The organism is Pseudomonas sp. MPC6 (assembly GCF_006094435.1).
Lineage (GTDB): Bacteria > Pseudomonadota > Gammaproteobacteria > Pseudomonadales > Pseudomonadaceae > Aquipseudomonas.
Genome location: NZ_CP034783.1, coordinates 4,689,203 through 4,708,349 on the forward strand (window position 1 = coordinate 4,689,203; position 19,147 = coordinate 4,708,349).

At 59.7% G+C, this 19,147-nt stretch carries 18 protein-coding genes; 14 read left to right on the forward strand and 4 right to left on the reverse strand.

Translation table 11 applies throughout. The features are described 5' to 3' along the window. Nucleotides 1–230: 230 nt before the first annotated feature. From trxB to infA, 4 genes are all read left to right on the forward strand, one after another. Nucleotides 231–1,190 (forward strand): thioredoxin-disulfide reductase, encoded by a 960-nt coding sequence (trxB, locus tag ELQ88_RS23750; RefSeq protein ID WP_128871300.1) that lies wholly within the window; start codon nucleotides 231–233, stop codon nucleotides 1,188–1,190. Nucleotides 1,191–1,255: 65 nt separating this feature from the next. Then, nucleotides 1,256–1,936, forward strand: coding sequence for a leucyl/phenylalanyl-tRNA--protein transferase (gene aat / locus ELQ88_RS23755; protein WP_138968184.1), 681 nt, complete (start codon nucleotides 1,256–1,258; stop codon nucleotides 1,934–1,936). A 74-nt stretch (nucleotides 1,937–2,010) separates the two neighbouring features. Beyond that, on the forward strand, nucleotides 2,011–2,718 hold the full coding sequence (locus ELQ88_RS23760; protein WP_128871302.1) for an arginyltransferase: 708 nt from the start codon (nucleotides 2,011–2,013) through the stop codon (nucleotides 2,716–2,718). 111 nt (nucleotides 2,719–2,829) lie between these two features. Next, entirely contained in the window at nucleotides 2,830–3,048 is a 219-nt protein-coding gene (gene infA, locus ELQ88_RS23765) for a translation initiation factor IF-1 (RefSeq protein ID WP_002553999.1), read from the forward strand. A 236-nt stretch (nucleotides 3,049–3,284) separates the two neighbouring features. Here the strand turns inward: infA and clpA are convergent, their stop codons facing one another. Both clpA and clpS read right to left on the reverse strand, forming a co-directional pair. Further along, nucleotides 3,285–5,555, reverse strand: coding sequence for an ATP-dependent Clp protease ATP-binding subunit ClpA (gene clpA, locus ELQ88_RS23770; RefSeq protein WP_007946437.1), 2,271 nt, complete (start codon nucleotides 5,553–5,555; stop codon nucleotides 3,285–3,287). Nucleotides 5,556–5,585: 30 nt separating this feature from the next. Then, nucleotides 5,586–5,969 carry an ATP-dependent Clp protease adapter ClpS gene (clpS, locus tag ELQ88_RS23775; protein ID WP_020799529.1) on the reverse strand — a complete coding sequence of 128 codons (384 nt, stop codon included), beginning with the start codon at nucleotides 5,967–5,969 and terminating at the stop codon, nucleotides 5,586–5,588. A gap of 225 nt (nucleotides 5,970–6,194) precedes the next feature. On the opposite strand from clpS, the gene cspD reads away from it, so the two are divergent. Then, a complete protein-coding gene (gene cspD / locus ELQ88_RS23780) occupies nucleotides 6,195–6,452 on the forward strand; it encodes a cold shock domain-containing protein CspD (protein ID WP_128871303.1) in 258 nt (85 codons plus the stop codon). Between the two features lie 80 nt (nucleotides 6,453–6,532). On the opposite strand, the gene icd is transcribed toward cspD, so the two are convergent. Then, the gene (gene icd, locus ELQ88_RS23785) at nucleotides 6,533–7,789 is read right to left on the reverse strand and encodes an NADP-dependent isocitrate dehydrogenase (protein WP_010458895.1); all 1,257 of its coding nucleotides are present in this window, start codon (nucleotides 7,787–7,789) and stop codon (nucleotides 6,533–6,535) included. Between the two features lie 508 nt (nucleotides 7,790–8,297). Here icd and ELQ88_RS23795 point away from each other — a divergent pair. The 7 genes from ELQ88_RS23795 to ELQ88_RS23830 all read left to right on the forward strand — a co-directional run bounded on the left by ELQ88_RS23795 (nucleotide 8,298) and on the right by ELQ88_RS23830 (nucleotide 16,186). Then, complete coding sequence (locus ELQ88_RS23795; RefSeq protein ID WP_128871304.1) at nucleotides 8,298–10,523, forward strand: NADP-dependent isocitrate dehydrogenase; 2,226 nt, start codon at nucleotides 8,298–8,300, stop codon at nucleotides 10,521–10,523. Nucleotides 10,524–10,743: 220 nt separating this feature from the next. Further along, nucleotides 10,744–11,190 carry an NUDIX hydrolase gene (locus tag ELQ88_RS23805; protein ID WP_138968188.1) on the forward strand — a complete coding sequence of 149 codons (447 nt, stop codon included), beginning with the start codon at nucleotides 10,744–10,746 and terminating at the stop codon, nucleotides 11,188–11,190. 59 nt (nucleotides 11,191–11,249) lie between these two features. Next, the gene (gene mnmA / locus ELQ88_RS23810; RefSeq protein ID WP_138968190.1) at nucleotides 11,250–12,395 is read left to right on the forward strand and encodes a tRNA 2-thiouridine(34) synthase MnmA; all 1,146 of its coding nucleotides are present in this window, start codon (nucleotides 11,250–11,252) and stop codon (nucleotides 12,393–12,395) included. Continuing rightward, nucleotides 12,392–13,015, forward strand: a complete 624-nt coding sequence (gene hflD / locus ELQ88_RS23815; RefSeq protein ID WP_064678738.1) for a high frequency lysogenization protein HflD — start codon at nucleotides 12,392–12,394, stop codon at nucleotides 13,013–13,015. Before mnmA ends, hflD begins: the two co-directional genes overlap by 4 nt. A gap of 126 nt (nucleotides 13,016–13,141) precedes the next feature. Next, nucleotides 13,142–14,512: an adenylosuccinate lyase gene (purB, locus tag ELQ88_RS23820; RefSeq protein WP_008146027.1), complete on the forward strand. Its 1,371-nt coding sequence runs from the start codon at nucleotides 13,142–13,144 to the stop codon at nucleotides 14,510–14,512. Between the two features lie 86 nt (nucleotides 14,513–14,598). Beyond that, nucleotides 14,599–15,768 carry a cupin domain-containing protein gene (locus tag ELQ88_RS23825; protein ID WP_138968192.1) on the forward strand — a complete coding sequence of 390 codons (1,170 nt, stop codon included), beginning with the start codon at nucleotides 14,599–14,601 and terminating at the stop codon, nucleotides 15,766–15,768. Beyond that, on the forward strand, nucleotides 15,761–16,186 hold the full coding sequence (locus tag ELQ88_RS23830) for a GNAT family N-acetyltransferase (protein ID WP_138968194.1): 426 nt from the start codon (nucleotides 15,761–15,763) through the stop codon (nucleotides 16,184–16,186). The genes ELQ88_RS23825 and ELQ88_RS23830 overlap by 8 nt, the downstream gene beginning before the upstream one ends. A gap of 148 nt (nucleotides 16,187–16,334) precedes the next feature. Here the strand turns inward: ELQ88_RS23830 and ELQ88_RS23835 are convergent, their stop codons facing one another. Then, nucleotides 16,335–16,514: a hypothetical protein gene (locus ELQ88_RS23835; RefSeq protein WP_128871308.1), complete on the reverse strand. Its 180-nt coding sequence runs from the start codon at nucleotides 16,512–16,514 to the stop codon at nucleotides 16,335–16,337. Here ELQ88_RS23835 and ELQ88_RS23840 point away from each other — a divergent pair. Beyond that, entirely contained in the window at nucleotides 16,513–17,274 is a 762-nt protein-coding gene (locus ELQ88_RS23840) for a secretin N-terminal domain-containing protein (RefSeq protein ID WP_138968196.1), read from the forward strand. The genes ELQ88_RS23835 and ELQ88_RS23840 overlap by 2 nt on opposite strands. A 473-nt stretch (nucleotides 17,275–17,747) precedes the next feature. Then, the gene (aceA, locus tag ELQ88_RS23845; protein WP_045062291.1) at nucleotides 17,748–19,073 is read left to right on the forward strand and encodes an isocitrate lyase; all 1,326 of its coding nucleotides are present in this window, start codon (nucleotides 17,748–17,750) and stop codon (nucleotides 19,071–19,073) included. Nucleotides 19,074–19,147: the final 74 nt, after the last annotated feature.

Sequence of the window (19,147 nt, forward strand, 5' to 3'; positions counted from 1 at the left end):
AAAAAGTTAACAGGCGCAACTGGGACTACTTTTAACACTGCGCCCCGGTTTTTATAAACACGGCGCGCAATGCTTAATTTGTTACAAGCACGCCGACAGCAGGCATTGTACGGGTTTGTTCGTCCGATGCCATGCTTGCAGTCCCGGGTGTAGCATAGTCAACGGGACTTGCATGCAGTTCAATTTGAGCATGCATTCTCTTTCGTGACAAAGGCTTATGAGGTGTTTTTATGAGCGAAGCGAAGCATTCCCGCCTGATCATTCTGGGTTCCGGCCCTGCCGGTTACAGCGCAGCCGTTTATGCCGCTCGCGCCAACCTCAAACCCGTGGTCATTACCGGCATACAGGCAGGTGGCCAGCTCACCACCACTGTCGAAGTCGACAACTGGCCCGGCGACGTCGAAGGACTCACCGGCCCGGTGCTGATGGAACGCATGCAAAAACACGCCGAGCGCTTTGACACAGAGATTGTTTACGACCACATCCACACGGCCAAGTTGCAACAGCGCCCGTTCCAGCTCACCGGCGACAGCGGTACGTACACCTGCGATGCACTGATTATCGCCACCGGCGCCTCGGCGCAATACCTGGGGCTGCCCTCGGAAGAAGCCTTTGCCGGCAAAGGGGTCTCGGCCTGCGCCACGTGCGACGGCTTTTTCTACCGCAAACAGGTGGTCGCGGTGATCGGCGGCGGCAACACCGCGGTCGAGGAAGCCCTGTACTTGTCGAACATCGCCAGTGAAGTCCATCTGATCCACCGGCGCGACAAGTTGCGCGCCGAGAAGATTCTGCAGGACAAACTCTTTGAAAAAGCCGCCAACGGCAATATTCGCCTGCACTGGAACCAGCATCTGGAAGAAGTGCTGGGGGATGCCAGCGGCGTGACCGGCGCCCGCCTGCGAGACAGCCACAGCGGCGAAACCCGCGAATTGCCGCTGACCGGGGTCTTCATCGCCATCGGCCACAAGCCCAACACCGACCTGTTCCAGGGCCAACTGGAAATGCGTGACGGCTATCTGCTGGTCAAGGGTGGCAGCGAGGGCGATGCCACCGCCACCGCGATCCCAGGCGTATTTGCCGCCGGCGACGTGGCCGATCACGTTTATCGCCAGGCCGTCACCTCCGCCGGGGCCGGCTGCATGGCCGCACTGGACGCAGAGAAATACCTCGACGACATTCCCACCGTTTGACGGCACACTTCACGGCGGGCCTGACAGCCCGCCACTGCCCTCCCCTTCTGTAAAGCCCGGATGCCATGCTGACTTGGTTACAACGCAACACCCTGACCTTCCCGCCACTGGAAAAGGCCATGCGCGACCCCAACGGGCTGCTGGCAGCGGGTGGCGACCTGTCCGCCGATCGGCTGATCAAGGCTTATCGCCATGGCTGCTTTCCCTGGTTTTCGGAAGGCCAGCCGATCCTCTGGTGGTCGCCGGACCCGCGCACAGTGTTGTTTCCCGACGAATTGCATGTCTCGCGCAGCCTGAACAAATTGCTGCGCCAGCAACGCTACCAAGTGACCTTCGACAGGGATTTCGCCGCGGTTATCCGCGCGTGCGCCGCGCCACGGGAATACGCCGACGGCACCTGGATCACCGACGCCATGCAGGAGGCCTACCTCGAGCTGCACAAGCGCGGTTACGCGCACTCGGTGGAAGTCTGGGACCAGGGCGAGCTGGTCGGCGGGCTGTATGGCCTGGCCATGGGGCAGCTGTTTTTCGGCGAGTCGATGTTCAGCCGCGCCGACAATGCCTCCAAGTATGGTTTTGCCACCCTGGTGCGACATCTGGAAGACTCAGGCTTTGTGCTGATCGACTGCCAGATGCCGACCGACCATCTGCACAGCCTCGGCGCCCGGGCGATTCCCCGCCGCGAGTTCGCCGGTTACCTGGCGCGGCATCTGGACCAACCCAGCCGCGCCAGCTGGGTTTGCTGAGCGACTTTGGCCCACGTGGCTTACACTTATCCAAAAGCGCTTACACTTACTCAAAAGCTTATTGAGGGTTGATCATGACCGAGTTGGCGCGCTTGAAGTTTTATGCCACTCAGCCCCACTCTTGCAGTTATCTGCCCGAGGAGCAGGCCACGACCCTGTTCCTCGACCCTAGCCAGCCCATGGATGTGCATGTCTACGCAGACCTGTCGGAAATGGGTTTTCGTCGCAGCGGCGATCATCTGTACCGGCCCCATTGCCAGAATTGCAATGCGTGCGTACCGGCGCGCATTCCTGTGGCGCAGTTTTCCCCCAACCGTCAGCAGAAACGCATTTTCAAGCGCAATGCCGATGTGCAGGTACGTCCGGCCAGGCCCCAGTTCAGCGAAGAGTATTTCGACCTCTATCAGCGCTACATCGAGCAGCGCCATGCCGATGGCGACATGTATCCGCCGAGCCGCGATCAGTTTTCGACCTTCCTGGTGCGGGACCTGCCATTTTCCCGGTTCTATGAATTTCGCCTAGAAGGCCGGTTGGTGGCAGTGGCGGTCACCGACCTGCTGCCCAACGGTCTGTCCGCGGTCTACACCTTCTACGAGCCCGATGAAGAACGTCGCAGCCTGGGGCGCTACGCGATCCTCTGGCAGATCACCGAGGCCCGGCGACTGGGCCTGGAAGCGGTCTACCTCGGCTACTGGATCAAGAACTGCAAAAAAATGAGCTACAAGACGCAATATCGCCCGATCGAACTGCTGATTAATCAGCGCTGGGTGATCCTGAACTAGAGCAAGCCCTAAACCCCTTGGCTTAAACCCCATTTTTCGGGCACAATGCACGCCGCTTTTGCCTGGCGCAGTTGCACCGGGCCATTCATTGGACACCGAGGGCTTTACTGCATGTCGAAAGAAGACAGCTTCGAAATGGAAGGCACTGTCGTCGACACCCTGCCCAACACCATGTTTCGCGTGGAGTTGGAAAATGGGCACGTCGTAACCGCGCATATCTCCGGCAAGATGCGCAAGAACTACATTCGTATTCTTACCGGTGACAAAGTGCGCGTCGAGCTGACGCCCTATGACTTGAGCAAAGGGCGCATCACTTACCGCGCTCGCTAATCAGGTCAATACAAGACGCCCGGTTTATGCCGGGCGTTTTTGTGTGCGCGGGATTTGATGCAGCACGCCGACCCCATGTAGGAGCTGGCTTGCCAGCGAAGGCGTCGGCATGTCTTGTATTAGTGCTGCCTGATCCATAGCTATCGCTGGCAAGCCAGCGCCTACAATTGATCTCGGGTGTTCTCCAGACAGCAAAAAGGCGCCTCGCGGCGCCTTTTGCTGTGTAGCGGTTAACGTCAGGCCATTTCAGCCGTGGTTTCGAACTCGAAGGTCAGCTCGCCGTCCTTCAGGTCGATGTGCACCACGCCGCCATGGTCGGCCAGTTCGCCAAACAGAATCTCTTCCGCCAGCGGACGCTTGATCTTGTCCTGGATCAAACGCGCCATAGGTCGAGCGCCCATTGCCGAGTCGTAGCCACCGGCTGCCAGCCAGCTGCGCGCCGCGTCCGTCACTTCCAGCTGCACACGCTTGTCTTCCAACTGCGCCTGAAGCTCGGTAAGGAACTTGTCCACCACGCTCTTGATAACCTCATGGCTGAGGCGACCAAACTGGATAATGGTGTCCAGACGGTTGCGGAATTCCGGCGTGAAGCTCTTCTTGATCACTTCCATCGCATCGGACGAGTGGTCCTGATGGGTGAAACCGATCGAAGCACGGGCTGCGGTTTCGGCACCGGCGTTGGTCGTCATGATGACGATCACGTTACGGAAGTCCGCCTTGCGCCCGTTGTTATCGGTCAGCGTACCGTGGTCCATCACCTGCAACAGCAGGTTGAAGACTTCCGGATGCGCCTTCTCGATCTCATCGAGCAACAGCACGCAGTGAGGCTGCTTGGTGATGGCTTCGGTCAGCAGACCGCCCTGATCGAACCCGACATAGCCTGGAGGCGCACCGATCAAACGCGATACGGTGTGGCGCTCCATGTACTCGGACATGTCGAAACGCACCAGTTCGATCCCCAACGCCTTGGCCAGCTGACGCGCCGCTTCGGTTTTACCGACACCGGTCGGCCCTGCGAACAGGAACGAACCGACTGGCTTGTCAGGCGACTTGAGGCCGGCACGGGACAGCTTGATCGCGGTCGACAGCGAGTCGATCGCGGCATCCTGGCCAAATACCGTCAGCTTCAGGTCACGCTCCAGGTTACGCAGCAGCTCTTTGTCGGAGCTGGTGACGTGTTTTGGCGGAATCCGCGCGATTTTCGCGACGATGTCCTCGACCTGAGGCACTTCGATGCGTTTCACGCGCTTCTCGATCGGCTGCAGACGCTGATAGGCGCCCGCCTCGTCGATGACGTCGATGGCCTTGTCCGGCATGTGCCGGTCGTTGATGTAGCGCGAGGCCAGCTCAGCCGCCGCACGCAACGCTTCATCGCTGTATTCGATGTTGTGGTGCGCTTCGAAACGCCCTTTCAGGCCGCGCAGGATACCGATGGTGTCTTCCACCGACGGCTCCGAAACGTCGACCTTCTGGAAGCGCCGGGCCAAGGCACGGTCCTTCTCGAAGATCCCGCGGAATTCCTGGAACGTGGTCGAACCGATGCAACGGATATCACCCGACGACAGCAGCGGCTTGAGCAGGTTCGAGGCATCCATGACGCCACCGGACGCGGCACCCGCACCGATGATGGTGTGGATCTCGTCGATGAACAGGATCGCCTGCGGACGTTTTTTCAGCTCATTGAGCAGCGCCTTGAAGCGCTTCTCGAAATCGCCGCGGTATTTGGTCCCGGCCAGCAAGGCGCCCAGGTCGAGGGAATACACCACGCTGTTGGCCAGCAGGTCCGGCACCTGGTTGTCGACAATGCGCTTGGCCAGGCCTTCGGCAATCGCGGTTTTACCCACGCCCGCCTCGCCCACCAGCAGCGGATTGTTCTTGCGCCGACGCGCCAGGATCTGCGCGACACGCTCGACTTCCAGCTCACGGCCTACCAACGGGTCGATACGACCCTGGCGCGCGAGTTCGTTGAGGTTGCTGGCATAAGCATCCAGGGGATTGCCTGAAGAAGAAGACTCGCCGCCCTCGTCGTCCTGCATATCTTGCTCACCTTCAGAGTGATCGCCGTGCCCCGGCACTTTGGAAATGCCATGGGCGATGTAGTTGACGACATCGATGCGCGCGACGCTCTGCTGCTTCAGCAGGAACACCGCCTGACTCTCTTGTTCGCTGAAGATCGCAACCAGCACGTTGGCGCCGGTCACTTCGCGTTTGCCCGAGCTCTGTACGTGAAAGACAGCACGCTGCAGGACACGCTGGAAGCCCAGGGTTGGCTGGGTTTCACGATCCTCGTCATGGACGGGGATCAATGGCGTGGTTGAGTCGATGAACTCCTGCAGGTCATGCTTGAGTTTGTCGAGGTTTGCGCCGCAGGCACGCAAAACGGTGGCGGCAGCCTCATTGTCCAATAGGGCCAGCAGGAGGTGTTCGACGGTCATGAATTCATGACGCTTCGATCGGGCCTCCTTGAAGGCAAGATTGAGGGTGACTTCGAGCTCGCGGTTTAACATAGCTTCACCTCATACCCAAGTGGTCGGCGATTAACCGTCCTTCTCGATTTCACAGAGTAGCGGATGCTGGCTTTCCCTGGCGTACTGGTTGACCTGCATGGCCTTCGTCTCGGCGATGTCGCGGGTAAACACTCCACATACTGCCCGTCCTTCTGTGTGAACGGCCAGCATGACCTTGGTCGCCAGCTCGCGATTCAGGTTAAAAAACACCTCGAGCACTTCGACGACGAAATCCATCGGTGTGTAGTCATCGTTGAACAAAACCACCTTGTACATCGGCGGCGCCTGTAATGCAGGCTTTGCTTCCTGAACAGCAATGCCCGCTGAATCGTCGTCGTGTTCCTCCGGGCGATCCTTTTGGAGAGTCGGGCGATCCTGATTGAATGTTAGTCGAATCTGGCTGATTGCATGCATGGAAAGAAAGGTTCGTCAGTTGTGCGAATACAGTGGTGGGGGCGGCCATCGTCGATTTCAACTCCGACTGCCTGGTCACCTTGACTATCGGCAAAACGGTGTTACAACCAATAGAGCCCACAGTGGGTAAAAAAGGTCCGCGGAGTCAACCTTATTTCTAAGAAATGACTGCGCATGTACTGGATGATACTCCAGTGATGGAGTCTGTTGCAGAGGGATATGAGAATGGCGGTCGGCAAGGTGAAATGGTTCAACAACGCCAAGGGCTACGGTTTTATCAACGAGGACGGCAAGGATGAAGATCTGTTTGCCCATTACTCGGCGATCAAAATGGACGGTTACAAAACCCTGAAAGCCGGGCAACCCGTGACCTTCAACATCATCCAGGGGCCGAAGGGGTTGCATGCCGTCGATATCGCCGCTGCCGAGGCTTCGGCAGGACAGGCGCTGCCTGCCACGCAACAAGAAACGGTCTCGGGCTGACGCAACCAAACATCCAGTCATAAAAAAACCGCCCGACTCAATCACTTGAGCCGGGCGGTTTTTGTTACACCTTGATTCGCTTACATGTGCGAAATCAGTGCATCACCAAACGCCGAAGAAGACAGCAGCTTCGCGCCTTCCATCAGACGGTGGAAGTCATAGGTCACGGTCTTGGCGGAAATCGCGCCATTGGTGCCCTTGATGATCAGGTCGGCCGCTTCGGTCCAGCCCATGTGACGCAGCATCATCTCTGCAGACAGGATCAGCGAACCCGGGTTGACCTGGTCCTTGCCGGCGTATTTCGGCGCGGTACCGTGGGTCGCTTCGAACATGGCGATGGTGTCGGACAGGTTGGCACCCGGCGCGATACCGATACCGCCCACTTCGGCCGCCAGGGCGTCGGAGAGGTAGTCGCCGTTCAGGTTCAGGGTCGCGATCACATCGTATTCGGCCGGGCGCAGCAGGATCTGCTGGAGCATGGCGTCAGCGATGGCGTCCTTGACGATGACGTTCTTGCCGGTCTTCGGGTTCTTGAACTGCATCCACGGACCGCCGTCGAGCAGGGTTGCGCCAAACTCTTCAGCCGCCACTTCGTAGGCCCATTCCTTGAAGGCACCTTCGGTGAACTTCATGATGTTGCCTTTGTGCACGATGGTCAGCGAATCGCGATCGTTGTCGACCACGTATTGCAACGCCTTGCGCGCCAGGCGCTTGGTGCCTTGCAGCGAAACCGGCTTGATGCCGATACCGCAGTTTTCGTCGAAACGGATCTTGGTGACGCCCATTTCATCTTTGAGGAACTTGATGACCTTGGTCGCTTCCGGCGAGCCGGCCTTCCACTCGATACCGGCATAAATGTCTTCCGAGTTCTCGCGGAAGATCGTCATGTCGACGTCGCCTGGCTTCTTGACCGGGCTCGGCACGCCTTCGAACCAGCGCACCGGGCGCAGGCAGACATACAGGTCGAGTTGCTGGCGCAGGGCCACGTTCAGCGAACGGATGCCGCCGCCGACCGGGGTGGTCAGGGGGCCCTTGATGGAAACCACGTAATCCTTGACCGCGTCCAGGGTTTCCTGGGGCAGCCAGGTGTCCTGATCGTAAACCTGAGTCGCTTTCTCCCCGGCGTAGACCTCCATCCAGGAAATTTTGCGCTCGCCGCCGTAAGCCTTCTTAACAGCAGCATCGACAACCTTGATCATGACGGGGCTGATATCAACCCCAATGCCGTCGCCTTCGATGAAGGGGATGATCGGGTTATTAGGAACATTGAGAGAATGGTCTGCATTGACGGTGATTTTGTCGCCGACGGCTGGAACCTGAATCTTCTTGTAACCCATGCTGAACTCCATTGATTGGATTGAACATCTGGCTTGGTTCGAGCGTAACCCAGTTAATTCGGCGCGCAAACCCTATGTTCCACCCATCTGCCGCAAAGCTGTGCGGTTCGGGGCCTACAAGCCTGAAAGCAAAGGGAAAAGCGCCAAACTCAAGCACGGTGCAAGACTCTACGCCCCGCACTCCCCTGCGACCTTTAGACCAATGGACGTCAATCGATGTGTATGAACCATCGGCAGATTGCCAGCTACCTATGTATAATGCCGCCCGCTGACCACAGAGTCACGACGGCCGACCTCTCTGCAACTGGACTGTAGCCGAGACTTCGGACCCGAAAAAGCAGGACCGTTACCGCGGTCCACCCGCTTGACGCTCGACTGATGCACCCAACATCACCGCGCACAAATCTCGACATTCGGCTCATGGATGACTTTGAACGAACGCGCTTACCCGGCGCCCCTCGAGTTTTTCTGCGCATGCTTTAGCAAAGAAGAGAGAGTTAATCCGAATATGCCCACCCGCTCGAAGATCATCTATACCTTCACCGACGAAGCTCCCGCCCTCGCCACCTATTCACTGTTGCCTATCGTAGAGGCTTTCACCGCCTCCGCTGATATCGCCGTGGAAACCCGCGATATCTCTCTTGCAGGGCGCATCCTGGCCAGCTTCCCCGAGCAACTGGGTGACAAAGCCGTCGCCGACCACCTCGCCGAACTGGGCGACCTGGCCGTCACGCCTGAAGCCAACATCATCAAGCTGCCGAACATCAGCGCCTCGGTTCCGCAACTGCAAGCCGCGATCAAGGAACTGCAAGCCCAGGGCTTCGCAGTGCCGGACTACCCGGAAACCGTGACCAGCGACGCCGACAAGCTCGCCAAATCGCGCTACGACAAGATCAAGGGCAGTGCCGTGAACCCGGTCCTGCGCGAAGGCAACTCCGATCGTCGTGCGCCGCTGTCGGTCAAGAACTACGCGCGCAAGCACCCGCATAAAATGGGCGCCTGGGCTGCGGACTCCAAGTCCCACGTGGCACACATGAGCACCGGCGACTTCTACGGCAGCGAAAAAGCCGCCCTGATCGACGCCGCTGACGCCGTCAAAATCGAACTGATCGCTCAAGACGGCACCACCACCGTCCTGAAAGAAAAGACCACCGTGCAAGCCGGTGAGATCCTCGATTGCGCGGTCATGAGCAAAAACGCGCTGCGCAGCTTCATCGCCGCTGAAATCGAAGACGCCAAAGCCAAGGGCGTACTGCTGTCGGTCCACCTGAAAGCGACCATGATGAAGGTCTCCGACCCGATCATGTTCGGCCAGATCGTTGCCGAGTTCTACAAAGACGCCCTGGCCAAGCACGCTGACGTGCTGGCACAGATCGGCTTCAACCTGAACAACGGCATCGGCGACCTGTACGCTCGCATCAAGGCTTTGCCTAGCGATCAACAAGCGCAGATCGAAGCGGACATCCAGGCGGTGTACGCCGTTCGTCCGTCGTTGGCCATGGTCAACTCCGACAAAGGCATCACCAACCTGCACGTGCCGAGCGACGTTATCGTCGACGCCTCGATGCCGGCGATGATCCGTGACTCCGGCAAGATGTGGGGCACCGACGGCCAGCTGCACGACACCAAGGCGGTGATCCCGGATCGCTGCTACGCCACCATCTACCAGGCGGTGATCGAAGACTGCAAGCTGCACGGCGCTTTTGATCCGACCACCATGGGCAGCGTGCCGAACGTTGGCCTGATGGCGAAAAAAGCCGAAGAGTACGGCTCGCACGACAAGACGTTCCAGATCAAGACCAACGGTGTTGTCCGCGTTTCCGACAGCAAAGGCGGCCTGTTGCTGGAGCAGTCGGTTGAAGCCGGCGACATCTTCCGCATGTGCCAGACCAAAGACGCGCCGATCCAGGATTGGGTCAAACTGGCCGTCAACCGTGCTCGCGCCAGCGCCACGCCAGCGATTTTCTGGCTGGACCCAATGCGCGCCCACGACGGCGTAGTGATCGAGAAAGTTCAGGCTTACCTGAAGGATCACGACACCGCAGGCCTGGACATCCGCATCATGTCGCCAGTCGACGCGATGGCGTTCACCCTGGGTCGCACTCGCGAAGGCAAGGACACCATCTCGGTGACCGGCAACGTACTGCGCGACTACCTGACTGACCTGTTCCCGATCATGGAACTGGGCACCAGCGCCAAGATGCTGTCGATCGTTCCGCTGATGAATGGCGGCGGCCTGTTCGAAACCGGCGCCGGCGGTTCGGCTCCGAAGCACGTGCAGCAGCTGCTGGAAGAAAACTTCCTGCGCTGGGATTCCCTGGGCGAGTTCCTGGCCCTGGCCGCGTCCCTCGAGCACCTGGGTGTCACCTACGACAACCCCAAGGCGCTGGTTCTGGCCAAGACCCTGGATCAGGCCACCGGCCAGTTCCTGGACAACAACAAGTCGCCATCGCGCAAAGTCGGCAACATCGACAACCGCGGCAGCCACTTCTACCTGGCGCTGTACTGGGCCCAGGCCCTGGCCGCCCAGACCGAAGACACTGCACTGCAAGCGCAGTTCGGCGAGTTGGCCAAGACCCTGACCGAGAACGAAGCGACCATCGTCGCCGAGCTCAACGCCGTTCAGGGCAAGCCAGTGGACATCGGCGGTTACTACCACGCCAATGCCGAGCTGATCAGCAAGGCGATGCGTCCGAGCAATACTTTCAACGCGGCGATTGCTGCGTTGGTTTAAGGTTGTAAGGGAACATCACAAACCCCGGCCATGTGCCGGGGTTTGTGTTTGTGGCGTTCACACATATTTACCTGCCGAACCAGATCCCCCTGTTGGAGCTGGCTTGCCAGCGAAGGCGGTCTATCATTCAACATCTTCATCGACTGACCCACCGCTTTCGCTGGCAAGCCAGCTCCTACAGGGGGCCCGTGCTCCAACCTTCAACATTTGAGGAAGCTCTATGGACTGGAAACCCCACATCACCGTCGCCACCATCGTCGAAGACAGCGGCCGCTTCCTGATGGTCGAAGAAACCAGGCAAGGACGAACGGTACTCAATCAGCCCGCCGGTCACCTCGACCCGGACGAAACCCTGATTGACGCCGCCATTCGCGAAACCCTCGAGGAAACCGGCTGGGACGTCGAACCCACCGGCGTGGTGGGCATTTATCTCTACACTGCCCCGAGCAACGGCGTCACTTACCAGCGCGTCTGCTTCAGCGCAAAACCGCTCAAGCATCACCCGGACTATCAGCTGGATGACGGCATTGTCGGCGCAAAATGGCTGACGCGTGACGAACTGCTGGCACAGCGCGCAAACTGGCGCAGTGAGTTGATCATCCGCTGTATCGATGATTATCTGGACGGCAATCACTTCGGTCTCGAATTGATCCGCCCTTCTCTTTAGCCTTGCGGGCTTCAGCCTGCTAGAATCGCGTCCTTTTTCAAGACACTCATTGAATCCCTATGCGTGATCCAGCCCCTTCTGACACACAAAAGAAGCGCGTCATTGTCGGCATGTCCGGCGGCGTGGACTCTTCCGTTTCCGCTCTCCTGCTGATCGAGCAGGGTTATGAGGTGGAAGGCCTGTTCATGAAGAACTGGGAAGAAGACGATGGAACGGAATACTGCACCGCCATGGATGACCTGGCGGACGCCCAGGCCGTGTGCGACAGGATTGGCATCAAGCTGCATACCGCCAACTTCGCCGCCGAGTACTGGGACAACGTGTTCGAGCACTTCCTGGCCGAATACAAGGCCGGCCGCACGCCGAACCCGGACATCCTCTGCAACCGCGAGATCAAGTTCAAGGCGTTCCTCGACTACGCCATGATGCTGGGCGCCGACCTGATCGCCACCGGTCACTACGTGCGCCGCCGCGACATCGACGGTCGCACCGAGCTGCTCAAGGGCCTGGACCCGAACAAGGACCAGAGTTACTTCCTGCACGCCGTCGGCGGTGAACAGATCGCCAAGACCCTGTTCCCGGTCGGCGAGCTGGAAAAACCCGAAGTGCGCGCGATCGCCGAGAAACACCAGCTGGCCACCGCGAAGAAAAAGGATTCCACCGGGATCTGCTTCATCGGCGAACGCCGCTTCAGCGACTTCCTCAAGCAATACCTGCCCGCCCAGCCGGGCGAGATCAAGACCACCGAAGGTGAAGTCATCGGCCGTCACCACGGCTTGATGTATCACACCATCGGCCAGCGCCAGGGCCTCGGCATCGGCGGCCTGAAAGACGCCGGCGACGAGCCCTGGTACGTGCTGATCAAGGACCTGGAGCACAACGAGCTGATCGTCGGCCAGGGCAATGACCACCCTTATCTGTTTTCCCGCGCCCTGCTCGCCTCGGAGATCTATTGGGTCAACCCGATCGACCTGACCGAGCCGCGCAAGCTGACCGCCAAGGTCCGTTATCGCCAGAGCGACCAGCCCTGCACCCTGGAAAAGACCGCCAGCGGCTACCGGGCGATCTTCGACGACCCGCAACGCGCGGTGACCCCGGGACAATCGGTGGTGTTCTACGACGGTGAAATCTGCCTCGGCGGCGGCGTGATCGAAATCGCCGAACCCTGGACCAGCAAGAGCACCAGCAAGGGCCAAGCTCAATGAACCCGACCCAGGAGCAATTGACGGCACTGGGCGGGGTGTTTCTCGCCGCAGTGCTGGTCGACAAGATCGCCAAGACCGGCCAGACCACCGAAGCCGGCCTGACCTGCATGCTCGGCAGCCTGCTGATTCGCGACCCCAAGGACACCCTGGAAGTCTACGGCGGCGACGACCTCAATCTGCGTGAAGGCTACCGGGCACTGATTGGCGCCCTGGAGCGCGACCCCAGCACCCTTCAGCGCGAACCGCTGCGGTATGCGCTGGCCATGCTGGGCCTGGAACGCCAGCTGGCCAAACGTGGCGACATGCTGGACGAAATCGGCAAGCGCCTGCCGCAGATCCAGTCCCAGGTCGAACACTTCGGCGCGGCCCACGAAAACGTGATCGCGGCCTGCGGCGCGCTGTACCAGGACACCTTGAGCACCCTGCGCCAGCGGATTCAGGTGCACGGCGACATGCGCAACCTGCAGCAACCGAGCAACGCCTCGAAAATCCGCGCCCTGCTGCTGGCCGGGATTCGCTCGGCACGCCTGTGGCGGCAGCTGGGCGGCCATCGCTGGCAGCTGGTGATCAGCCGTCGCAAGTTGTTGAAAGAGCTTTACCCGCTGATGCGCAGCAGCTGAACCGCGCCCGCAACACCTTGAGTAATTTGTAACGCGTAAGACGCTGGTCAGTTGGCAACGGACCGGCGAATTTTTTCATGTATGATACGCGCCCCATTTCGTTGCCCGACTGTCCGAGAACACCCCATGCAGCTTTCTTCGCTCACTGCGGTTTCCCCTGTTGACGGCCGCTACGCCGGCAAAACCCAGGCCCTGCGCCCGATTTTCAGCGAATACGGCCTGATCCGTGCGCGCGTTCTGGTTGAAGTGCGCTGGCTCCAGCGCCTGGCCGCTCACCCAGGCATCAGCGAAGTGCCGGCGTTCTCCGCCGAAGCCAACGCGGTGCTGAACACCCTGGCGGAGAACTTCGCCCTGGAGCACGCCGAGCGCGTCAAAGAGATCGAGCGCACCACCAACCACGACGTCAAGGCCATCGAATACCTGCTCAAAGAGCAAGCGGCCAAGCTGCCGGAACTGGCTGCTGTCAGCGAATTCATCCACTTTGCCTGCACCAGCGAGGACATCAACAACCTGTCCCACGCCCTGATGCTGCGCGAAGGCCGTGATGACGTGATGTTGCCGCTGATGCGCCAAACCTGCGACGCCATCCGCGAACTGGCGATCCGTTTCGCTGACGTGCCAATGCTGTCGCGCACCCACGGTCAACCGGCTTCGCCGACCACCCTGGGCAAAGAGCTGGCGAACGTGGTTTACCGTCTGGAGCGTCAGATCGCCCAGGTCGCGGCCGTTCCGCTGCTGGGCAAGATCAACGGCGCTGTCGGCAACTACAACGCTCACCTGTCGGCCTACCCTGAAATCGACTGGGAAGAAAATGCCCGCGCCTTCATCGAAGACGAGCTGGGCCTGGGTTTCAACCCGTACACCACGCAGATCGAACCGCACGACTACATTGCCGAGCTGTTCGACGCGATCGCCCGTTTCAACACGATCCTGATCGACTTCGATCGCGACATCTGGGGCTACATTTCCCTGGGTTACTTCAAGCAGCGCACCATCGCTGGCGAAATCGGTTCGTCGACCATGCCGCACAAGGTCAACCCGATCGACTTCGAGAACTCCGAAGGCAACCTGGGTATCGCCAACGCACTGTTCCAGCACCTGGCGAGCAAGCTGCCGATTTCCCGCTGGCAGCGCGACCTGACCGACTCCACCGTGCTGCGCAACCTCGGTGTCGGCTTCGCCCACAGCGTGATCGCGTACGAAGCCAGCCTCAAAGGCATCAGCAAGCTCGAGCTCAACGCTCAGAAGATCGCTGCCGACCTGGACGCTTGCTGGGAAGTATTGGCCGAGCCGATCCAGACCGTAATGCGCCGCTACAACATCGAAAACCCGTACGAGAAGCTGAAAGAGTTGACCCGTGGCAAGGGCATCAGCCCTGAAGCACTGCAAACTTTCATCGACGGTCTGGACATGCCAGCCGCCGCCAAGGCCGAGCTGAAACTGCTCACCCCGGCGAACTACATCGGTAACGCTGTAGAGCAAGCCAAACGCATCTGATCGACCGCATTACCCTTTTGAGACGCCCGGCAGCGCCGGGCGTTTTTATTCCCGTCTGAAAAGTGCATTTTTTCAATAGGTTACACATGAATCCTGATATTCCTCTTCAACTTCTGGGCGGCATCACGGCGCGCGAATTCCTGCGCGACTACTGGCAGAAAAAACCCCTGCTGATCCGTCAGGCGATTCCTCAATTCGAAAGCCCGATCGACGCCGACGAACTGGCCGGCCTGGCGCTGGAAGAAGAAGTTGAATCGCGCCTGGTGATTGAAAACGGCGAGCGTCCCTGGGAGTTGCGTCGCGGCCCGTTCGCCGAAGACGAATTCAGCAAACTGCCGGAGCGTGACTGGACCCTGCTGGTTCAAGCGGTTGACCAGTTCGTTCCGGAAGTCGCTGAACTGCTGGAGAACTTCCGCTTCTTGCCGAGCTGGCGCGTCGACGACGTGATGATCAGCTTTGCCGCCCCAGGTGGCAGCGTCGGTCCGCACTTCGACAACTACGACGTGTTCCTGCTGCAGGGTCACGGCAAGCGCAACTGGAAAATCGGCCAGATGTGCGATTCCGACAGCAAGTTGTTGCAGCACGCGGACCTGCGCATCCTCGCTGATTTCGAAGCCACCGATGAGTGGGTCCTGGAACCGGGCGACATGCTCTACCTGCCGCCGCGCCTGGCCCACTGCGGCGTGGCCGTCGATGACTGCCTGACGTACTCGGTCGGTTTCCGCGCGCCAAGCGCCTCTGAAGTGCTGACCCACTTCACCGACTTCCTCAGCCAGTTCCTGTCGGACGAAGAGCGTTACACCGATGCTGACGCCCTGCCTGCGGTTGATCCACACCAGATCCAGCATGACGCCCTTGATCGCCTCAAAAGCCTGCTGGCCGAGCACATGAGCGACGAGCGTCTGCTGCTGACCTGGTTTGGCCAGTACATGACAGAACCGCGCTACCCGGAACTGGTGGTGGGTCCGGAAGAGATCGAGGAAGACGACCTGCTCGCGAGCCTGGAGCAAGGCGCGATACTGATCCGCAACCCGAGCGCACGCCTGGCCTGGTCCGAAGTCGATGACGACCTGTTGCTGTTTGCCAGCGGCCAGAGCCGTTATCTACCGGGCAAGCTGCGCGAGCTGCTGAAAATGATCTGCGCTGCCGACTCCCTGCACGCCGACAACCTGGTCGACTGGCTGAGCGACGAAGACGGTCGCGGCTTGTTGTGTGAACTGATCAAGCAAGGAAGCCTGGGGTTTGCCGATGAATAAGATTCACGTACGTGTCGCAGACTGGCAAAAGGACAACGCCGAGATCCGGCGCATTCGTGAGACGGTGTTTGTCGCCGAGCAATCCGTTCCGCCAGAACTGGAATGGGATGCCGATGATGTGACGGCCGTGCATTTCCTCGCCCTCGAAGGCGACTTTCCGGTCGGCACCGCCCGCCTGCTGCCCGACGGTCACGTCGGCCGGGTGTCGGTACTCAGGGACTGGCGCGGCTTGAAAGTCGGCGATACGCTGATGCATGCGGTGATCGGCGAAGCCGAGAAACGCGGGCTGAAGCAGCAAATGCTGAGCGCGCAAGTGCAGGCCACGGCGTTCTACGAGCGCCTGGGCTTTCACATGGTCAGCGAGGAGTTCCTGGAAGCAGGAATTCCGCATGTGGACATGGTGCGTCACTCGGCCTGATACCGAGTCGCACCCTTCGCGGGCAAGCCTCGCTCCTACAGGGATTACGCTAAACCTGTAGGAGCGAGGCTCGCCCGCGAAGAGGCCCGAAGAACACCCAAAAACGCCCCGCCATTGTCCAATGCCGGGGCGTTTTGCTGTCTACGATTCAACTTCCCCCCTGCCAGGCCGACAAACTGGCAATATCAAACCCTGTAGGAGCGAGCTTGCTCGCGAAAAATTCAAAGACGCCGAATTTTTCCAGACAGCACGCATCATCGTTAACGTCCATCGCGAGCAAGCTCGCCCCCACATAAAAACAAATCAGAAGGCCGGAGATAACGGACATGTCCCCACGCACCCTGCTCACCGCGCTGCTACTGACCTGCAGTGTCTCAGTCATGGCCGCCACCGAAATCGTGCCTCTGAACTACCACACCAGCGCCGACATGCTGCCGATGGCGCAAGACTTCATCGGCCAGGAAGGCCAGGTCAGCGCTTACGGCAATCAGCTGATCGTCAACGCCGATCAACGCAAGATCGACGAACTTAAGGCCCTTGTTGCCCAACTCGATACTGCGCCAAAACGCCTGCTGATCACCGTCGACACCTCCGAAAACAACGTCCAGAACGACCAGGGTTATTCGGTGAACGGCGCCAGGCCAAGCCAGACTCGCATCATCAGCCGCAGCACCGACAGCCGCGACGGCGGGATTCAGCAAATCCAGGCCAGTGAAGGCGCGCCGGCGCTGATCCAGGTCGGCCAGAGTGTGCCGCTGACCAGCACCCAGACCGATTCCTACGGTGACCTGCGCAGCCAGACCGAGTACCGCAACGTCACCCAGGGTTTCTACGTCACCGCCCGTGTCACCGGCGAAACCGTTCACCTGGCGATCAGCACCAATCGTGATCGCATCAGCCAGGAACGTCCCGATGTAGTGAATGTGCAAAGTACCGACACAACCGTCACGGGACGCCTCGGCGAGTGGATCACCCTGGCCGGCGTGAACCGCCAGACCCAGGCCGACAAACAGGCCCTGACCCGCAGCTACTCGACCCAGGGCCGGGATGACATGACCCTGCGAGTGAAAGTCGATACTTTGGACTGAATCACCGAAAACTGACTGATTAGTCGTATTAGACCAAAGATGTAGTGGCTCAAAAAAAGCACTACAAAACGTTTGACGATACAAAAAAGCAAAGGCATGATGGCCTCGCTCCCGCTAATCAGGGGCCCTGGCAAGGGCCTTCGAAGCGATGTTCGCACCTACCCCGCGAGCCGCTTCGTGTCTGTACCGCCCACAAGGTGTGTTTGACGAGGTTGCCGACTGGAACGAAGTTGTCCCGAGGGACGGAAGCGTAATTAGGTAACCCGGCACCACACTGTAGTTCGTATAAAGGCCCACGACGCCCGAATGCGCTCGCCAGTTCGCCCTTACCTGCTCACTTCCCCTCGAGCCCATCGTTCATCCCGTCGCCATCCCCGTCGAATCCGGCTTGACCACCTAAGCTTCTGGTCAGCGAGCATGAATTTTTCACCGCAGAACAACTTTCCGTAAAAGACGCGACGAGGTTTATCTCCATGGCACTGACACGCGAACAGCAAATTGCAGCCCTCGAAAAAGACTGGGCTGAAAACCCACGCTGGAAAGGCGTGACACGCGCTTACTCCGCTGCTGACGTCGTCCGCCTGCGTGGCTCGGTTCAACCTGAGCACACCTTTGCAAGACTCGGCGCCGAGAAGCTGTGGAACCTGGTGACCCAGGGTGCCAAGCCGTCCTTCCGCCCCGAGAAAGATTTCGTCAACTGCATGGGCGCCCTGACCGGCGGCCAGGCCGTACAACAAGTCAAAGCCGGTATCCAGGCGATCTACCTGTCGGGCTGGCAAGTCGCTGCGGACAACAACTCCGCCGAATCGATGTACCCGGACCAGTCGCTGTACCCGGTGGATTCGGTTCCAACCGTGGTCAAGCGCATCAACAACTCGTTCCGTCGCGCTGACCAGATCCAGTGGAAAGCCGGCAAAGGCCCGGGCGACGAAGGTTACATCGACTACTTCGCGCCGATCGTGGCTGACGCTGAAGCCGGTTTCGGCGGCGTACTGAACGCCTACGAGCTGATGAAAAGCATGATCGAAGCAGGCGCCGCCGGCGTTCACTTCGAAGACCAGCTGGCTTCCGTGAAAAAATGCGGCCACATGGGCGGCAAGGTACTGGTACCGACCCAGGAAGCTGTACAGAAGCTGACCGCCGCTCGTCTGGCAGCTGACGTGGCCGGCACGCCGACCATCATCCTGGCCCGTACCGACGCTAACGCGGCGGACCTGCTGACTTCCGATTGCGACCCGTACGACCAGCCATTCGTGACTGGCGAACGTACCCAGGAAGGCTTCTACAAAGTACGCGCCGGTCTCGACCAGGCCATCGCTCGCGGCCTGGCCTACGCGCCGTACGCCGACCTGATCTGGTGCGAAACCGCCAAGCCGGACCTGGACGAAGCTCGTCGCTTCGCTGAAGCGATCAAAAAGGAATACCCGGACCAACTGCTGTCGTACAACTGCTCGCCTTCCTTCAACTGGAAGAAAAACCTGGACGACGCGACCATCGCCAAGTTCCAGCGCGAATTGTCCGCCATGGGTTACAAGCACCAGTTCATCACCCTGGCCGGCATTCACAACATGTGGCACAGCATGTTCAACCTGGCGCACGACTACGCCCGCAACGACATGACTGCCTACGTGAAGCTGCAGGAGCAAGAGTTCGCCGACGCTGCCAAGGGTTACACCTTCGTGGCTCACCAGCAGGAAGTGGGCACCGGCTACTTCGACGACATGACCACCGTGATCCAGGGCGGCTCGTCCTCGGTGACCGCGCTGACCGGTTCGACTGAAGAAGAACAGTTCCATTGATAGGCGGCACCTGAACCAACGGCCGTTGCGGATCGAATAGACAGCTAACCGCAACGCCGCATATCTGACGCCCC